General features: G+C 35.5%; 13 protein-coding genes and 1 pseudogene. 7 read left to right on the forward strand and 7 right to left on the reverse strand.

What is annotated here, in order from left to right; translation table 11 throughout:
• Positions 1 to 86 precede the first annotated feature (86 nt).
• The 3 genes from KA893_RS05035 to KA893_RS05045 all read left to right on the forward strand — a co-directional run bounded on the left by KA893_RS05035 (position 87) and on the right by KA893_RS05045 (position 3,868).
• On the forward strand, positions 87 to 1,331 hold the full coding sequence (locus KA893_RS05035; RefSeq protein ID WP_041079793.1) for a Glu/Leu/Phe/Val family dehydrogenase: 1,245 nt from the start codon (positions 87 to 89) through the stop codon (positions 1,329 to 1,331).
• Positions 1,332 to 1,685: 354 nt separating this feature from the next.
• Positions 1,686 to 2,630 carry an agmatinase family protein gene (locus tag KA893_RS05040; protein ID WP_194375992.1) on the forward strand — a complete coding sequence of 315 codons (945 nt, stop codon included), beginning with the start codon at positions 1,686 to 1,688 and terminating at the stop codon, positions 2,628 to 2,630.
• A 17-nt stretch (positions 2,631 to 2,647) separates the two neighbouring features.
• Positions 2,648 to 3,868 (forward strand): Nramp family divalent metal transporter, encoded by a 1,221-nt coding sequence (locus KA893_RS05045; protein WP_115340712.1) that lies wholly within the window; start codon positions 2,648 to 2,650, stop codon positions 3,866 to 3,868.
• 132 nt (positions 3,869 to 4,000) lie between these two features.
• Here the strand turns inward: KA893_RS05045 and KA893_RS05050 are convergent, their stop codons facing one another.
• Together KA893_RS05050 and KA893_RS05055 are read right to left on the reverse strand one after the other, a co-directional pair.
• Complete coding sequence (locus KA893_RS05050; protein WP_011303808.1) at positions 4,001 to 4,468, reverse strand: SRPBCC family protein; 468 nt, start codon at positions 4,466 to 4,468, stop codon at positions 4,001 to 4,003.
• A gap of 125 nt (positions 4,469 to 4,593) precedes the next feature.
• Positions 4,594 to 6,222, reverse strand: a complete 1,629-nt coding sequence (locus tag KA893_RS05055) for a ribulokinase (RefSeq protein ID WP_115347530.1) — start codon at positions 6,220 to 6,222, stop codon at positions 4,594 to 4,596.
• Positions 6,223 to 6,420: 198 nt separating this feature from the next.
• Between KA893_RS05055 and KA893_RS05060 the strand changes: the two genes are divergently transcribed.
• From KA893_RS05060 to KA893_RS05070, 3 genes are read left to right on the forward strand one after another with little or no spacing between them, the layout of a single operon-like run.
• A complete protein-coding gene (locus KA893_RS05060; protein WP_129531056.1) occupies positions 6,421 to 7,485 on the forward strand; it encodes an alcohol dehydrogenase catalytic domain-containing protein in 1,065 nt (354 codons plus the stop codon).
• Positions 7,486 to 7,511: 26 nt separating this feature from the next.
• Positions 7,512 to 8,753, forward strand: a complete 1,242-nt coding sequence (locus KA893_RS05065) for an MFS transporter (protein WP_011303811.1) — start codon at positions 7,512 to 7,514, stop codon at positions 8,751 to 8,753.
• 39 nt (positions 8,754 to 8,792) lie between these two features.
• The gene (locus KA893_RS05070; protein ID WP_194375993.1) at positions 8,793 to 9,575 is read left to right on the forward strand and encodes a DeoR/GlpR family DNA-binding transcription regulator; all 783 of its coding nucleotides are present in this window, start codon (positions 8,793 to 8,795) and stop codon (positions 9,573 to 9,575) included.
• Positions 9,576 to 9,705: 130 nt separating this feature from the next.
• On the opposite strand, the pseudogene KA893_RS13940 reads toward KA893_RS05070, so the two are convergent.
• Both KA893_RS13940 and KA893_RS14145 read right to left on the reverse strand, forming a co-directional pair.
• Positions 9,706 to 9,989 (reverse strand): annotated as a pseudogene (locus KA893_RS13940) (transposase); the annotation flags it as partial.
• The gene (locus tag KA893_RS14145) at positions 9,959 to 10,093 is read right to left on the reverse strand and encodes a hypothetical protein (RefSeq protein WP_256121633.1); all 135 of its coding nucleotides are present in this window, start codon (positions 10,091 to 10,093) and stop codon (positions 9,959 to 9,961) included. The gene KA893_RS14145 and the pseudogene KA893_RS13940, both read right to left, overlap by 31 nt.
• Positions 10,094 to 10,230: 137 nt before the next feature.
• Here KA893_RS14145 and KA893_RS05085 point away from each other — a divergent pair, with 137 nt between their 5' ends.
• A complete protein-coding gene (locus KA893_RS05085) occupies positions 10,231 to 11,175 on the forward strand; it encodes a LacI family DNA-binding transcriptional regulator (RefSeq protein WP_194375994.1) in 945 nt (314 codons plus the stop codon).
• A gap of 845 nt (positions 11,176 to 12,020) precedes the next feature.
• Here the strand turns inward: KA893_RS05085 and cidR are convergent.
• The 3 genes from cidR to isaB form a co-directional block, all read right to left on the reverse strand.
• The gene (cidR, locus tag KA893_RS05090; RefSeq protein ID WP_041079801.1) at positions 12,021 to 12,896 is read right to left on the reverse strand and encodes a cidABC operon transcriptional activator CidR; all 876 of its coding nucleotides are present in this window, start codon (positions 12,894 to 12,896) and stop codon (positions 12,021 to 12,023) included.
• Between the two features lie 56 nt (positions 12,897 to 12,952).
• Positions 12,953 to 13,825 carry a class A beta-lactamase gene (gene bla / locus KA893_RS05095; RefSeq protein WP_115343923.1) on the reverse strand — a complete coding sequence of 291 codons (873 nt, stop codon included), beginning with the start codon at positions 13,823 to 13,825 and terminating at the stop codon, positions 12,953 to 12,955.
• 183 nt (positions 13,826 to 14,008) lie between these two features.
• Entirely contained in the window at positions 14,009 to 14,593 is a 585-nt protein-coding gene (gene isaB, locus KA893_RS05100) for an immunodominant staphylococcal antigen IsaB family protein (protein WP_129320755.1), read from the reverse strand.
• Positions 14,594 to 14,606: the final 13 nt, after the last annotated feature.

Raw genomic sequence — 14,606 nt, forward strand, 5'->3', positions numbered from 1 at the left:
TTTTATATTGCTTTTCATTCTCAACGCTATTAACATAAACTATGTATCACTTAAAATATCTAAGTAATAAATAGAGGAGTTTTATAATGACAGAATATAATGACTTAGTAACTTCTACTCAAGAGATTACCAAAGAAGCTTTACATAAATTAGGTTTTGATGAAGGTATGTATGAACTTATAAAAGAACCTTTAAGATTTTTAGAAGTCCGCATCCCTATTCGCATGGATGACGGTACTGTAAAAACTTTTACGGGCTATCGTGCCCAACACAATCATGCTGTGGGTCCTACTAAAGGGGGTATTCGTTTCCATCCTGATGTTAATAAGGAAGAAGTCAAAGCACTATCTATGTGGATGACTATGAAATGTGGTATCACTAACCTCCCATTTGGTGGCGGTAAAGGGGGTATTATTTGCGATCCACGACAAATGAGTAACCAAGAACTAGAGCGTTTATCTCGTGGCTATGTTCGTGCAATTTCTCAATTTGTTGGTCCCGAAAGTGACATTCCAGCACCAGACGTTTATACAAACCCCCAAATTATGTCTTGGATGATGGATGAATATAGTAAGATTAATCGCTCAAACGCGTTTGCATTTATTACAGGTAAACCACTTTCATTAGGCGGTTCACAAGGACGAAATCGTGCAACTGCATTAGGTGCAGTAATCACAATTGAAGAAGCGACCAAGCGTAAAAACATTGACATTAAAGGCTCTCGCGTAGCAATTCAAGGTTTCGGTAATGCGGGTAGCTTTATCGCAAAAATTTTACATGATATGGGCGCTAAAATTGTAGCTATTTCTGAAAGTTTTGGTGCATTACATGATCCTAATGGGTTAGATGTAGACCGACTCGTTGAACTAAAGGAACAACACGGTCGCGTTACACATTTGTATGACAACGTTATTCCTAATGAACAATTATTTGAAGTCGATTGCGATATTTTGGTCCCTGCCGCACTTTCAAATCAAATTAACGAAGTGAATGCACATCATATTAAAGCAAAAATTATAGCAGAAGCCGCAAATGGCCCAACAACACCAGAAGCAACACGTATTTTAACTGAGCGAGGCGTCTTAATTATTCCAGATGTGCTTGCGAGTGCTGGTGGTGTGACAGTATCTTATTTCGAATGGGTACAAAATAATCAAGGTTATTATTGGTCAGAAGAAGAAGTAAACACAAAATTACGCGATAAAATGGTTGAAGCGTTTAATACGATATATGATTTAGCAGAAGATAGAAAAATGGATATGCGTTTAGCTGCCTATGTCTTAGGTATCAAACGAACTGCTGAAGCATCTCGTTTCCGTGGTTGGGCGTAATTCCTATAAATCAAGGGACTATATCCGACGAATAATCAAATGATGTATTGTTATCAATCAAATTTTCATAATATACTTAACTTAGCTATGAAGTCATCTATGACACGAGAGGACTTCATAGCTTTTTTAGTTATAGCATCTAAGCGTTTTACATATCCGCTGTTTTATATTGCGCTTCATTGTTATATCTGAGGCTCACTTTTTTATTTTAAGCTGCTCCATCACACCTTCCTTTCTATCTCCTTAATACTAGTGCATACCTTCGCTTTTCAAAAATTAGAATTTTCTGATTTATTTGAAATACAAATTAATAATCTATATACTTATTTACAACAAAAGGGAGGATGTACAATTATGAAGAACAATATTTATGGTAATGTACCGTGTTTTTTAAATAGTAAGAATCTCAATCAGTCAAATACATTAGATACAGATGTCATCGTTTATGGCGCACCATTTGAAGGTGAAAGTACTTGGGGCGACTATACGGGTGTAGAACTGGGTCCGAAACAAATTCGTGTTTGCTCAGCTCGCTATAGTCAATATCTACCTGAGCTCAATCACATTGATATCAGTGAACACCTAACGATGGGAGACGTTGGTGATGTGCCCTTTGTAGCACACGATAATAAGCAAAGTTACGACAATATTAGTGATTTTGCTAAAAAGCTTTGGGATAGTGGTAAATTCTTAGTTGGCTTTGGTGGAGAGCATGGTGTGACATATCCAATACTGAAAGCACTAACGGAAACAGGCAAAAAAGTAGGCATCATTCATTTAGATGCGCACTATGACAACATGCCTGATTACGAAGGTGAACCTTATGCGCGTAACACCCCTTTTATGAGACTTTATGAAACGGATGGTATACGCAATGAAAGCATTATTCACACTGGTATACACGGTCCTAGAAATAAGCCTGAAACTGGTCGCTTTGCTCAAGAAGCTGGTGCAGTAACTTTAACTATTAATGATATTCGAGCGGCTAAAGACTTGAAAGCATATGCACAAGAAATCTACGAGCAAGCGAGCAAGGATGTGGATGTTGTCTACCTAACTATCTGTAGTGATGTACTTGACTTCGCCTTTAATCCTGGTGGTCCTGTCGATGGTAATGGCTTATCTTCTTATGAACTTCTTACGATGATTCATGAATTCGGAAAACTAGGCCTTTGTGGCATGGATTACGTGGAAGTATATCCTATGATGGATGCCAATCAAAACTCATCTCATTTTGTCTCTACAGCAGTGTTATATGTACTTGCTGGCCACGTCGCTTATTTAAATCAAACAAAATAATTTGAGGAGTGGTGCTATTGTTTAAAGAAGCTAGGAAGATTTTAAGATCAATCGGTCCAGGAATGATTATCACTGCCTCATTTATCGGTCCAGGTACAGTGACCACAATGACACAAGGTGGTGCCGGTTTCGGTTATAGTTTATTGTGGGCCGTTGTATTTTCTATTGTAGCCACAATTGTGCTGCAGGAAATGATCATTCGCTTATCTCTCGTCACACGTGAAGGTTTAGGTGAAGCAATACAAGATTTATTTAAACATAGAATCGGTAAACTTATCATTGTATGGTTTACATTAATAGCAGTTACAATTGGTTGTGCTGCCTATATCAGTGGTGACTTAATCGGGACTTCGTTAGGTGCTTCTTATTTATTAAATTTACCAGAGCATTGGGTAGCACCTGTCATCGGTATCATCATTTTACTCATTGGGTTATTTGGAAACTATCGTTTTTTAGAAAAAATTATGCTTGTGCTTATGGTTATCATGGGCATTATCTTTATTACCACGATGATAGTAATTCAACCAGATATTGTTGGTATTTTAAAAGGTGTGTTTGTGCCTACAATTCCAAACGGATCCATTATCACAATCATCGCACTGATCGGAACTACCGTGGTCCCATACAATTTCTTTATACATTCAACCGCAGTACATGAACGTTTTGGCAATATTAAAGAATTAAAATATGCACGTTGGGACACTGTCATTTCAATTTCTATTGGTGGTATTATTTCAGCAGCTATATTAATTGCTGCTGCTACTTTAATACAAGGTAAAGAAGTGACAAGTGTGATTCAACTCGCTGGTCCACTTGAACCTGTACTTGGAGATGTAGCACCATTCGCAATCAGTATCGGATTATTTGCAGCTGGACTCTCTTCAGCTATTGCATCACCTGCAGGCGCCGCCGCAACGATCAGTAGTTTGTTAGGTTGGCAAGGCGGTATGCAAAGTAAGAAATATAAGACTGTTTTTACGATCATCATCATTATCGGTATTATTACTTCAGCTTTAGGCTTTGAACCGCTTCAAGTGCTACTTGTGGCCCAAGCATTAAATGGTATTATCTTACCTATTGTGGCCATTCTTATTTTCATCATAATTAATAAGAAAAACTTGATGGGTCATTACGTAAATACGCTATGGCTCAATATAATCGGGGGTATTGTGGTACTTGTCGTTACATTCTTAGGCCTTTATAGCTTAATAGATGCGATTTCGAGTTTTATGTCTTAAATATTCAAAAAGCCCAAGTTAAGTTATTGAAAACTTAACTTGGGCTTTTAAATCTCAAATTAGGCAAAACCTATTACCTTCAACTTTGTCACTACTTATAAGTACTTTCTAAAAGTGACTTCACTGTAAATATTAACCTTCACATAGTTGTTTTAATCGCTCAAACATCAAGTTATAGCCTGTTTCCATTTCTTTTTTGACTTCTGTCTTATCCGCTTCGAAATCGTTTGTGTCGCCTTCAAAAGGAACTTTGATGCCTTGGTTAAATTTAACTTCTGTTGCTCCTGTTAAATCAACAAATTCAACAGTGATGATATCTTCTAACTCACTAAATTGAGGCATTTTAAATGAAAACGTCAATTTATAAGGACTGACAATATCTATATACGTGCCAATTGCTCTATATTCAACGCCCTCTCTGACATCGATAATTTCCCAGTCTCCATTGATTTCAAATTGATTCTTGGCAACTTTATTCGTTTCTTCTGTTGTCATAAACCACTGTTTAAAAAGACTCGGCTTAGTCCAGGCACGAAACACTTCTTCTACTGGTGCATCTACTTTAAACGTCATGTCTAAATTTACAATTTCCCATTCCATTATCAACATCTCCTTCAAGTGTAATACGTTATTATTTAATTACCTCTTTTTCAGTGCACAAACCAAAATGATTTTCCATTCATGATTGCAGTCGTTGATTTTAGTCATATAAATCTTATAAAAACTTACATTAATGCGCTCACATTACGCATAATGCGTGCTTTTTTATACCCCAGTAAATCATGTAATTCTTTATAGGCATTGAATAATTTTTTATAAATTAAGACCTGTGCATGATCTGGTTCTACTTGATATAAAACAGGTTCTTTCATTGCTTGGATAGCTGAAGAAAAATTAGGATGCGCACCGCCACAAATCGCACCTAAGATGGCTGCTCCGATAGCTGGTGCATACTCACTATCAATAACTGTAATCTTCTTGTTCAATACATTTGCGTAAATTTCCATTAATAAATGATTCTTTTTAGGTATACCACCACAAGCAAAAACGCGTTCCACTTCCATTTGCCAACCTTGATATTGTTGCATAATCATTTTTGTTCCAAATGCTGTTGCTTCCATATATGCACGATATATATCTTCATGTTTCGTTTGTAAACTTAAGCCAAATAGACTCCCTTTCAAATTACTATCACTTAACACACTCCGATTCCCATTATGCCAGTCCAAAGCGATCAGACCACTTTCTCCAGGATAACGCTGACTTGCTTTTTCATTAAGTAATTCAAAAATTGAAATTCCTCTATCTTCTGCCGTTTTTACATATTCATATGGGGATTGATTAGCTACATATTCAAACAAATCACCAACTGCTGTTTGTCCTGCTTCGTATGCATATAAATCTGGTATAATGGCACCTTTAACTGACCCCGAGATACCAGGTACTTTATGTTGCTCTTTATTCAGCATTAAATGACATGTGCTTGTTCCCATAACCATTGTCATTTCCTTATCTTTTTCAGCACCAATACCTAGTAAACTTGAGTGCGCATCTATAATGAATGGACTTACCACCGTTTCAGGTGAAAGCCCTAATTTATGTGCCATCTCTGTACTCACTGTACCTACACTTTCACCTATACTGACGATGGGCGCTTCTACTTTCGTGCGTACAATATCTGATAGATTGTCATCCACTTTATCAAATAAATCATAATGAAAGCCTGTAGATGATTCCCAAAAAGACTTAAAGCCCAAACCACAGTTAGATCGAACATTTTCACCAGTAAGTCGATTCACAATCCAATCCCCAGCTTCCATAATATCAGCCGTTTCTGTCATGACTTCTGGCGCTTTATCGTTCACTTCCATGATCTTAGGAATCATCCATTCGCTACTCACATTAAATCCATAGTATCCTAACCAGCGATTCTTCTCTTCTATCGCAGTATTAAACAATAGATCTGCTTCTGCCTGAGCGCCATGATGCTTCCATAATTTCACATAAGCATGAGGATTGTTATAAAATTTAGGATTGTTATGCATTGGTTCCATCTGGTCATCTACAAATATGACTGTGGAAGAAGTGAAGTCTATACCTATACCAACAATATCCTTTGCATCTATATTTGTTTTTGCCAAAATTTCTGGTATCCCTGTTTCAATGACTTCCATATAATCATTCGCATTTTGTAATGCATAACTTTGTGGCAGCTTGTGTCCATTGAGTTCACCTTCAATTGTGCCATGGGCATATGTTTGTACATATTGACCTATGATTTCTCCATTCTCAGTGTTCACCAAGAACACTCTTCCTGAGCCAGTTCCAAAATCTATCCCTATACTGTAAGTCATAATTTATCCTCCAGTTCGCTATAAGAAAACGCTTTCCTAAATCATAATGAAGATAGTTATAAAAATCAACACAAACATTCATAAAAATACATAAAGAAACACAAAAAAGCATTATAATCATTGACAAAGCATTATGTAAGCGTTTACTATTAGCCGTACAAACATAAATGAACATAAATATAAAGGAGTTGCGCAAATATGAAAATCGAATCGAACGCTTTTCGCTTAATCGAACCTGGCGTATTCAAAAAAGATACCCTTACGCATGATTTCGAAGAGAAAGATATTATCGTTAAACCTACAAAAGCAAGTGTCTGTCATGCAGATTTACGTTATTATACTGGCAATCGTCGCCCAGAAGCACTCGCAAAGAAATTACCTATGGCACTCTTTCACGAAGGTATCGGTATCGTAGAAGATTCTAAACATCCTGATTTTCAACAAGGAGATAAAGTTGTCATTGTACCAAATATCCCTTCTCACTTACGTAAAGGTACATATCCAACGACTTCATTCCAAGATAATTATGATGAAAACGCCGTATTTATGGGCAGTGGATTTGATGGTATATGCCAAGATCGCATGGTGGTGCCTGGCGATAATGTCGTAAAAGTTCCAACAGATTTAGATGAAGATGTCGCATTACTTGCTGAGTTATGTTCAATATCACTGTTTCCAATCAATCAACTTGACGAGATAACAACTGAAACGTCCCCACAAGTTGCGATCTTTGGAGATGGTCCAGTCGGTTATTTAGCAGCAACTGCCTTACATTATATTTATGGTATTGATAAAGCAAATTTAATTGTATTTGGTGCAGTTCAAGAAAAACTAGCTGCCTTTGAAGACTTTGCCACAACACATCTCGTATTTGACTTCGATTTCAATCAGTATCGTGGCGTACATACTGTTTTTGAATGTACGGGTGGTAAATTTTCAGAATCTGCAATTAACCAAGCCATCGATTTGATCGATAGACAGGGGCATATTGTATTAATGGGTGTCACGGAAGAACGCGTTGGTATTAACACCAGAGATGTTCTTGAAAAAGGTCTGACATTTTCAGGTAGTTCACGTAGTACAAAACGTGAATTCGAGCAACTCATTCATGCCTTTAGTAATAAACAGTACCAACAAGCATTGAGACAATTGATTCCAGAGGCTTACTATCATATTCATGATACTTCAGATTTAAAAGAAGCCATGGATGATACTGCAGCACACAAAGGATGGAAAAAAACTTATTTACAATATCATTGGTAAACAATGACTGAAAAGGTGGTATATAAATGAATCATTCGAATTCGATTTTAGGCATGCCTCGACAAATTGTATGGGGCTATATTGGTATTATCATCTTCATGATGGGTGATGGTTTAGAAATTGGATGGCTAAGTCCATGGCTACACGGTCACGGCTTTTCGGTTCAAGAAACAAGTTTACTCTTTTCTGCATATGGTGTAACAGTTGCATTAGCAAGTTGGCTTAGTGGTGTATTTGCCGAAGCACTCGGCGGTAAACGAACAATGATGCTAGGTTTAACCTTCTATATTATTGGTACAATATTCTTTGTCGGATTTGCGATTCCATCACAAAATCTTGCACTCATGTTACCTGCATACGCACTTAGAGGTTTAGGTTATCCGTTGTTTGCTTATTCCTTCTTGGTATGGATTTCTTACCGTTCAGAACAAAAGACACTCGGTGCAGCCGTTGGTTGGTTCTGGTTTGTATTTACCGGTGGCTTAAATGTATTAGGTGCGCTTTATTCTATTTGGGCAATTGAGTATCTCGGTCATATCAATACATTATGGAGCTCATTATTCTGGGTGGTACTCGGTGGATTCTTCACTTTAGTTTTGAACAAAGACAAATTACCATCTAATCAAGGAAGTTCAAAAGAAAAATTAAAAGAAATACTTAAAGGCATAACGATTATGAAAGATGAACCGAAAGTATTATTAGGTGGTATCGTTCGTGTGATTAATACGACAGCACAGTTTGCCTTTCCAGTCTTTTTACCAATCTATCTTTCATCATTTGGCATACCCACTTCGAAATGGCTTGCGGTATGGTCAACGATCTTCGTTGGTAACATTATCTTTAACTTAATCTTTGGTATCGTCGGAGATAAAATTGGTTGGCGTAATACCGTGATGTATTTCGGTGGTATTGGCAGTGGTATTTCTGTTTTATTAATGGGTTATGTCCCTATTTGGACAGATGGTAACATTGTCCTATTAACTGTAGTCGGATTCTGTTGGGGTGCATTTATCGCTGCTTATGTACCATTATCCGCATTGATACCATCACTTGTTAAACAAGACAAGGGTGCGGCTTTGTCTGTACTTAATTTAGGTGCAGGATTACCTGTATTTGTTGGACCGATGATTGTCTATTTATTCATTGGCAGTATACAAGCAATTGGTGTGATTTGGGTACTCGCAATTCTATACTTTATTAGTACGATTCTGACTTACTTTATTAAAATGCCAAAGCATATGCAAAGTGGCGAACATGAAACAGCATAGCTATTTGAAAATTTAATCATCATTTAGGAGGCGTCGTCGATGTTGCCAGCTGAACGCGAACAATTTATCATTACTTTTTTAAAAACCAATAAAAAAGCGACCATTCATGATCTAGCGCTTGAATTCAATGTACATGAAGCGACCATTCGTCGTGATTTAAATAAGTTAGAGCAATACAACCAGATCAAGCGCACGCATGGTGGCGTCGTGTTGAACGATTCAGAAGTATGGGATGAATTGAATTTTGATGATCGTGAAACAAGTTATTATGATGAAAAAGTAGCAATTGGTCTTAAAGCAGCGGAATTCGTTGAAAATGGCGACACCCTCTTCATTGATTCGGGATCGACGACTATTCACTTTGCGCGTGCGCTTACACAAAAAAGTAATTTAACAATCATCACGAACGACATTCACATCGCTTCGATTTTAAAATCAACTGCCAATCAGATTATCGTCACTGGAGGCATTTTATATCAAGATAATTATTTACTTAATGGCATGATTACAAACGAAACATTAAAATTATTTAACCCTTCTAAATTATTTTTAGCGACGCCTGCAATTGATTTAGAAAAAGGTATTACACATTTTAATGACACACTTGCTTCTACTAAAATACAAATGGTGAAACAAGCTAAAGCCGTTTATGTGCTCACTGATAGCTCTAAATTTGATAAAGTATCACTTTACAATGTTTGTTCGAGCGATACAATTGATGTCCTAATCACTGATCAAACCAACAAGAACATAGATTGGCAAGCTTACGATAACCACTTCAAACATTTAATTATGGTTCATGCAGAAGCACATCCTGAGTAATTTTGCTGAAGCATAATTAATAAAGTATTTTATAAAAATTGAACGCATAAGGTATAAATATCTAGGTTCATCATAAAAAGGACTCATCCATAATTTTAAATGTACTGAACCCCAAAAGTTGTATTTTGGTTTAGTGTAATATTTCAAAGGTTTGTTTCCTAAAATTTTTAGGAGACAAGCCTTTTAATTTTGATTTAATTCTTTCATCATTATAAAAAATAATATAGTTTTGAATAGCTTGCTCCAATTGATAAAAATGATCAAATTTTTCTCCATAAACATTTCTTGCTTCAATAATCCAAAAAAATTTTCCATAACTGAATTATCGAGACAATTTCCCTTTCTTGACATACTTTGAAACACTTTATTTTCTTTTAAAATATTTACGTATATCGCATTTTGATAATGCCAACCTTAATCGTATTGGCAATATCTAAAAATGATGCTGCATCATCTGTACGCATGACTGCGATATGTTGCCCTTGTTGAATTGCTTTCATTGTCTCTGTGGATTTCATCTTGTCATCGCCTTGATAGAATTTTAATTTTTTGAAAATAACAACGTTGTTATTAATGTTCAAAAAAATATTGTAACGCTTACCTCTATGGTATAATTAATTCTAACTTAAATCAATCTATTTCAAGGAGAAATTTTATGGCAGTAACGTTAAAAGATGTTGCCGAAGCCTGTGGCGTAAGCTATTCCACAGTTAGTAAAGCATTAAAAAATTCCCAACTTGTTAAACCAAATACAAAACAAATGATTCAACAAAAAGCGCTTGAAATGAATTATATTCCCAATCACTCCGCAAGAGCACTCGTTTCTAAGAAAAGTGGTACGATTGGATTGATATGGCCATCTGTCGACCGTGTTGCCGTAACTCACCTCATCACTGAAATTAATTTAGCCATTAAATCCTTAGGCTATGTCATGTTTGTGTCGATTGATGATGTTGCTGCCGCTTCGAAAAAATTTGTCGAATTTGGCTGTGATGGCATTGTCATTTTTGATGAAGGTGAAACAACGAACTTACCTCCAGAAATTTACAACAATGTACCTGTCGTAGCATATGGCGTTGATCGTGATATTCCTTATCCAATTGTTAATGTAAATCACGCAGAAGCAATGATTATCGCCATTAAGGAATTACTCGCAAAAGGTATTGATCGTATAGATTATATCGGTGATATTCGCACCAATGACGCGCGCCAAATTGCTAAAAAAGATGCCATTGCAAATTATTGTGAACAGCATCGCATCCAATATCGCATGATTGATTCGAGCGGATTAAATGCGATTGAAGCCGAGACCTCAGTTAAACACTTTCTTCAAGAATCATCGTTGGCACCTGGCGTTATATGTGGGAGCTACGATATCACAGTAGGGACGATCAACGCTATGGGATCTGATGAACAGCCAATCATATACTCTTACGATAATATTCCACAAATTAAAAAAATTGATTATCCTGTACAGGCAATTGGTGTACCTACTGCCGAAATTACACAACAAGTTGTTGCTATCTTAGATAAAGTAATTAAAGGGGAACCGATAGAAAATACCTATCACCTACACCCATCACTAAGTCATAATCAATAATTGAGTTTACCATTGCTAACATCACTCATAAATAAATGAGCCCAATACTACATGGACAGTGTAGTGATGGGCTCATTTATTTAAGAAATATTTATCATATCTAGAGGGTTATTTCTTTTTTATCGCAACAAAAATATAAGTTTTAAAATATTTACATGCCTAACTTCATTTTGGTTAAAGTACGTATGAGACATCAATCGATGTGTGTAGCAATAACTAGATGGATAACCGTCACATACCCAAATATTGTTTTTTTACATATAAATATTAAAATAAAAGCTGTCTGTATACATATGAAAGATAACATTTGTAGATCCTATCATGTTAAAGACTAAAGATTGTATCGAAACATAGCCACCAATGATCGTTTTGGTTGAGGGGGTTTAAGTTTTAATTTTGGGAGAAAACTTAGGTTATTTGGTTTCAACTTATATTTCGTGAACATGATATTAACAAACATTATCCAGACCTCGATAATTTCTTCGCATAAGGGGTTACAAAGCAATATCAAATTTAATGCCATCACACCGTCTCTGTGTCATGCAACATTCATCCGTTTCATCATATGCTTACAAGCTTACTTAGTATCTTTTTTAAGTTATGGAGTCTGACATGTATCACGTGCGTTTTATATACTGTGTATCTATGCTGTTTGACGTCATAAACACTTCGTGAAGACTTACGTTAAAGTATTTGTCTGCTTAGGTAATCAGTGCACATAACCCTCTACAAACCCTATTATAATACGCCACGACCTATGCGCAAAATACATAGTTGGAATAATGAAGATTCCCTATCAGCATACGTAATTTTTGATGATTTCATATCACGTTAATTATATGGCATTATCTATAACTTTTTAAAAAGTTAATCCATTCGCGCGTGACATAATTGATATAACTTTCCTTTTTCCAAATGATACCTAAGTTCCAATTCACATCTGCACCCGTTATTTCGATACCAGTGATATCCTTATTTAAAATACTCACAATACTCTCAGGTAAGATACTCACTCCGATACCATCTAAAATCATATTTTCAATAAACGTGATTTGTGCCATTTTCGCTACCACTTTTGGATGGAAGCCTACTTTTCGACAGCTTTCAATAATTTGATCTTTAATATAATAATCATCATGAAACATGATAAAACGTTCATTCTTCAAATCTCCTAAATATACGGAGGATTGCTTTGCATACTTAGAATTTTTATCAACTACGAGCATTAATTTCTCCTTATATAAAGGAACTGCGTGATAAATGTCATCGTCGACTGGCAATGTTGTAATACCAACGTCAATTTCATCATTATTTAAATAAAATTCAACCGCTTTACCGCCGCCTTCAACTACTTCATACGTCACATTCGGATACATACTGTGAAATTGATTCAAACTTTCTGTGAACAAACGTACATCCATAATTGCTGAGATACCTAGCCTGATATGACCACGCTCTATGTTTGTGACATCATCCATTTCAAGTGATAAATCATCTAATATCGCTAATGCTTCTACGCACTTATCGTAAAATATTTGACCGATATCGGTTAAAATAATATGTTTCTTTCTTCTATCAAACAACGTGACATTAAATTCGTCTTCAATACTTTTAATATTTTTACTAATTGTAGACTGTGCAATATATAAATGTTTTGAAGCCCGAGTCATGCCACCATTTTTTACAACTTCAACAAAATATTTCATTTGCTTAATTTCCATTTTAATCTCCTCTGAATTACCCTTTGTTTAACTTATAATTATACGCTTTTATTGCGCTACTTTAAATACTTAATCACTTCTCTGGCAGAATCTGAAATTACTTTATCATTAGGTTTCGCATCTTTTTGATCTTGTTTGGAATAAATTGCTAAAATAATTGGCTTATCCTGTCCTTTAGGATAAATAAAAGCGAGGTCATTACGTGTTGCATATGTTAAAGCTTGTCCGCTTTTGTCACCAACTGTATAACTGTTAGGCATGCCCGCTTTAATCAAAGTATCACCTGTCTTATTTTCTATCATTGTTTGTTTTAACAATGATAAGTTAGATCCATTCATTTCATTACTAGTTAAAATACTATTTAACGTTTGTGCGGCAGCTCGTGGTGTCGTTGTGTCTGCCTTGCTATTTGGATCAAAATAATTTAATTCTGGCTCCAATCTTTGTGGTTCCGAAACATCATCACCTAATTGCACCAACTCATGTTTTAAACCGTTGACGCCACCCAATTCTTGCATGATTTTATTATTTGCCGTGTTATCACTCTGCAACATAGATGCTTTAATTAAAGCCTTTAATGACATTGTTTTACCTATGTATTGTTCAGTGACTGGTGAATTTGCCACAATCTCTGATTCATTGATTTCAACTTTTTTATTCAATTCTGATGGAGCTACTTTATTCAATAATATACCACTGGCTATAGCCTTATATGTTGATGCAAAAGCAAATCGTTCATCCGCATTATGTTGATATGCTTTGCCATTTTCCGTATTAATCCCATAAATCCCTACTTTAGTATTGTATTCATTTTCTATTTGATCTATGTCTTTAGCAAAAGTTGTATTATGCATCGATGATAAGCCTATTAAACATACACCACTCAAAACAAACGCAATAAACCATTTCTTTATATATTGATTTATCATTGAAAATCCCCTTTTTTTAAATTTAAAAATTTTTATCTATTTATAATTATAACTTTAATATCTTTATTAAGAAAATCATAAAAAGCGAGAAAGAAACCAAATATTCACATTTGATTTCTCAATCTCGCTCATAAACAAATACTTAAATGACTCGTATGTGACTTGGCCTTTCCGTTACAATCATTAATCTTCAAAATTAATCATTATCTTCATTAATTTATCATTTTTATCAAAATATGCTGTGTATATACCTGCATTGGTTTGATATTCTAAGAATGTGCCTTCGTCTGCTTCACCTTTATTAACAATTTGATTAGAGACATGTGCTTCTTTAAATGTATCCTTAGATATTGTATTAGGTTTTGTTAAAAATGTAATACCGACTACTTCATCGCTACCATTGAAATCAACAGTTGTATCATAAACTTGTTCACTTCGAACAGGTTCTCTATCTGTATGTGGATTAACCTTGTAGCCATTAATTGTCACATTGTCATATTTTAATGCACGCACAAAATTATAATCTTGCGTGAAAGACGGATCATAAGTCGTATAACCTTCATAGTTATACCAAGGTGTTTGTGCTTTTAAATCTGCAGTACTTTGCGCACTTGCACCGCTTGCACCACCTTCACCATGCCCCCATTTTTGTACTTGCTCTGCTGCTTGTGTATCCGTACTATTCGTTGAAATATAAGCTGCTGAAGATCCGACGACTAGTGTTGATACAACCACGGTTGCTGAAAGTAATTTCCCTACTTTGTTCATTTAATCTCACTTC

It is taken from the genome of Staphylococcus sp. GDY8P126P, assembly GCF_017891965.1.
In the GTDB taxonomy this organism is placed as follows: domain Bacteria; phylum Bacillota; class Bacilli; order Staphylococcales; family Staphylococcaceae; genus Staphylococcus; species Staphylococcus saprophyticus.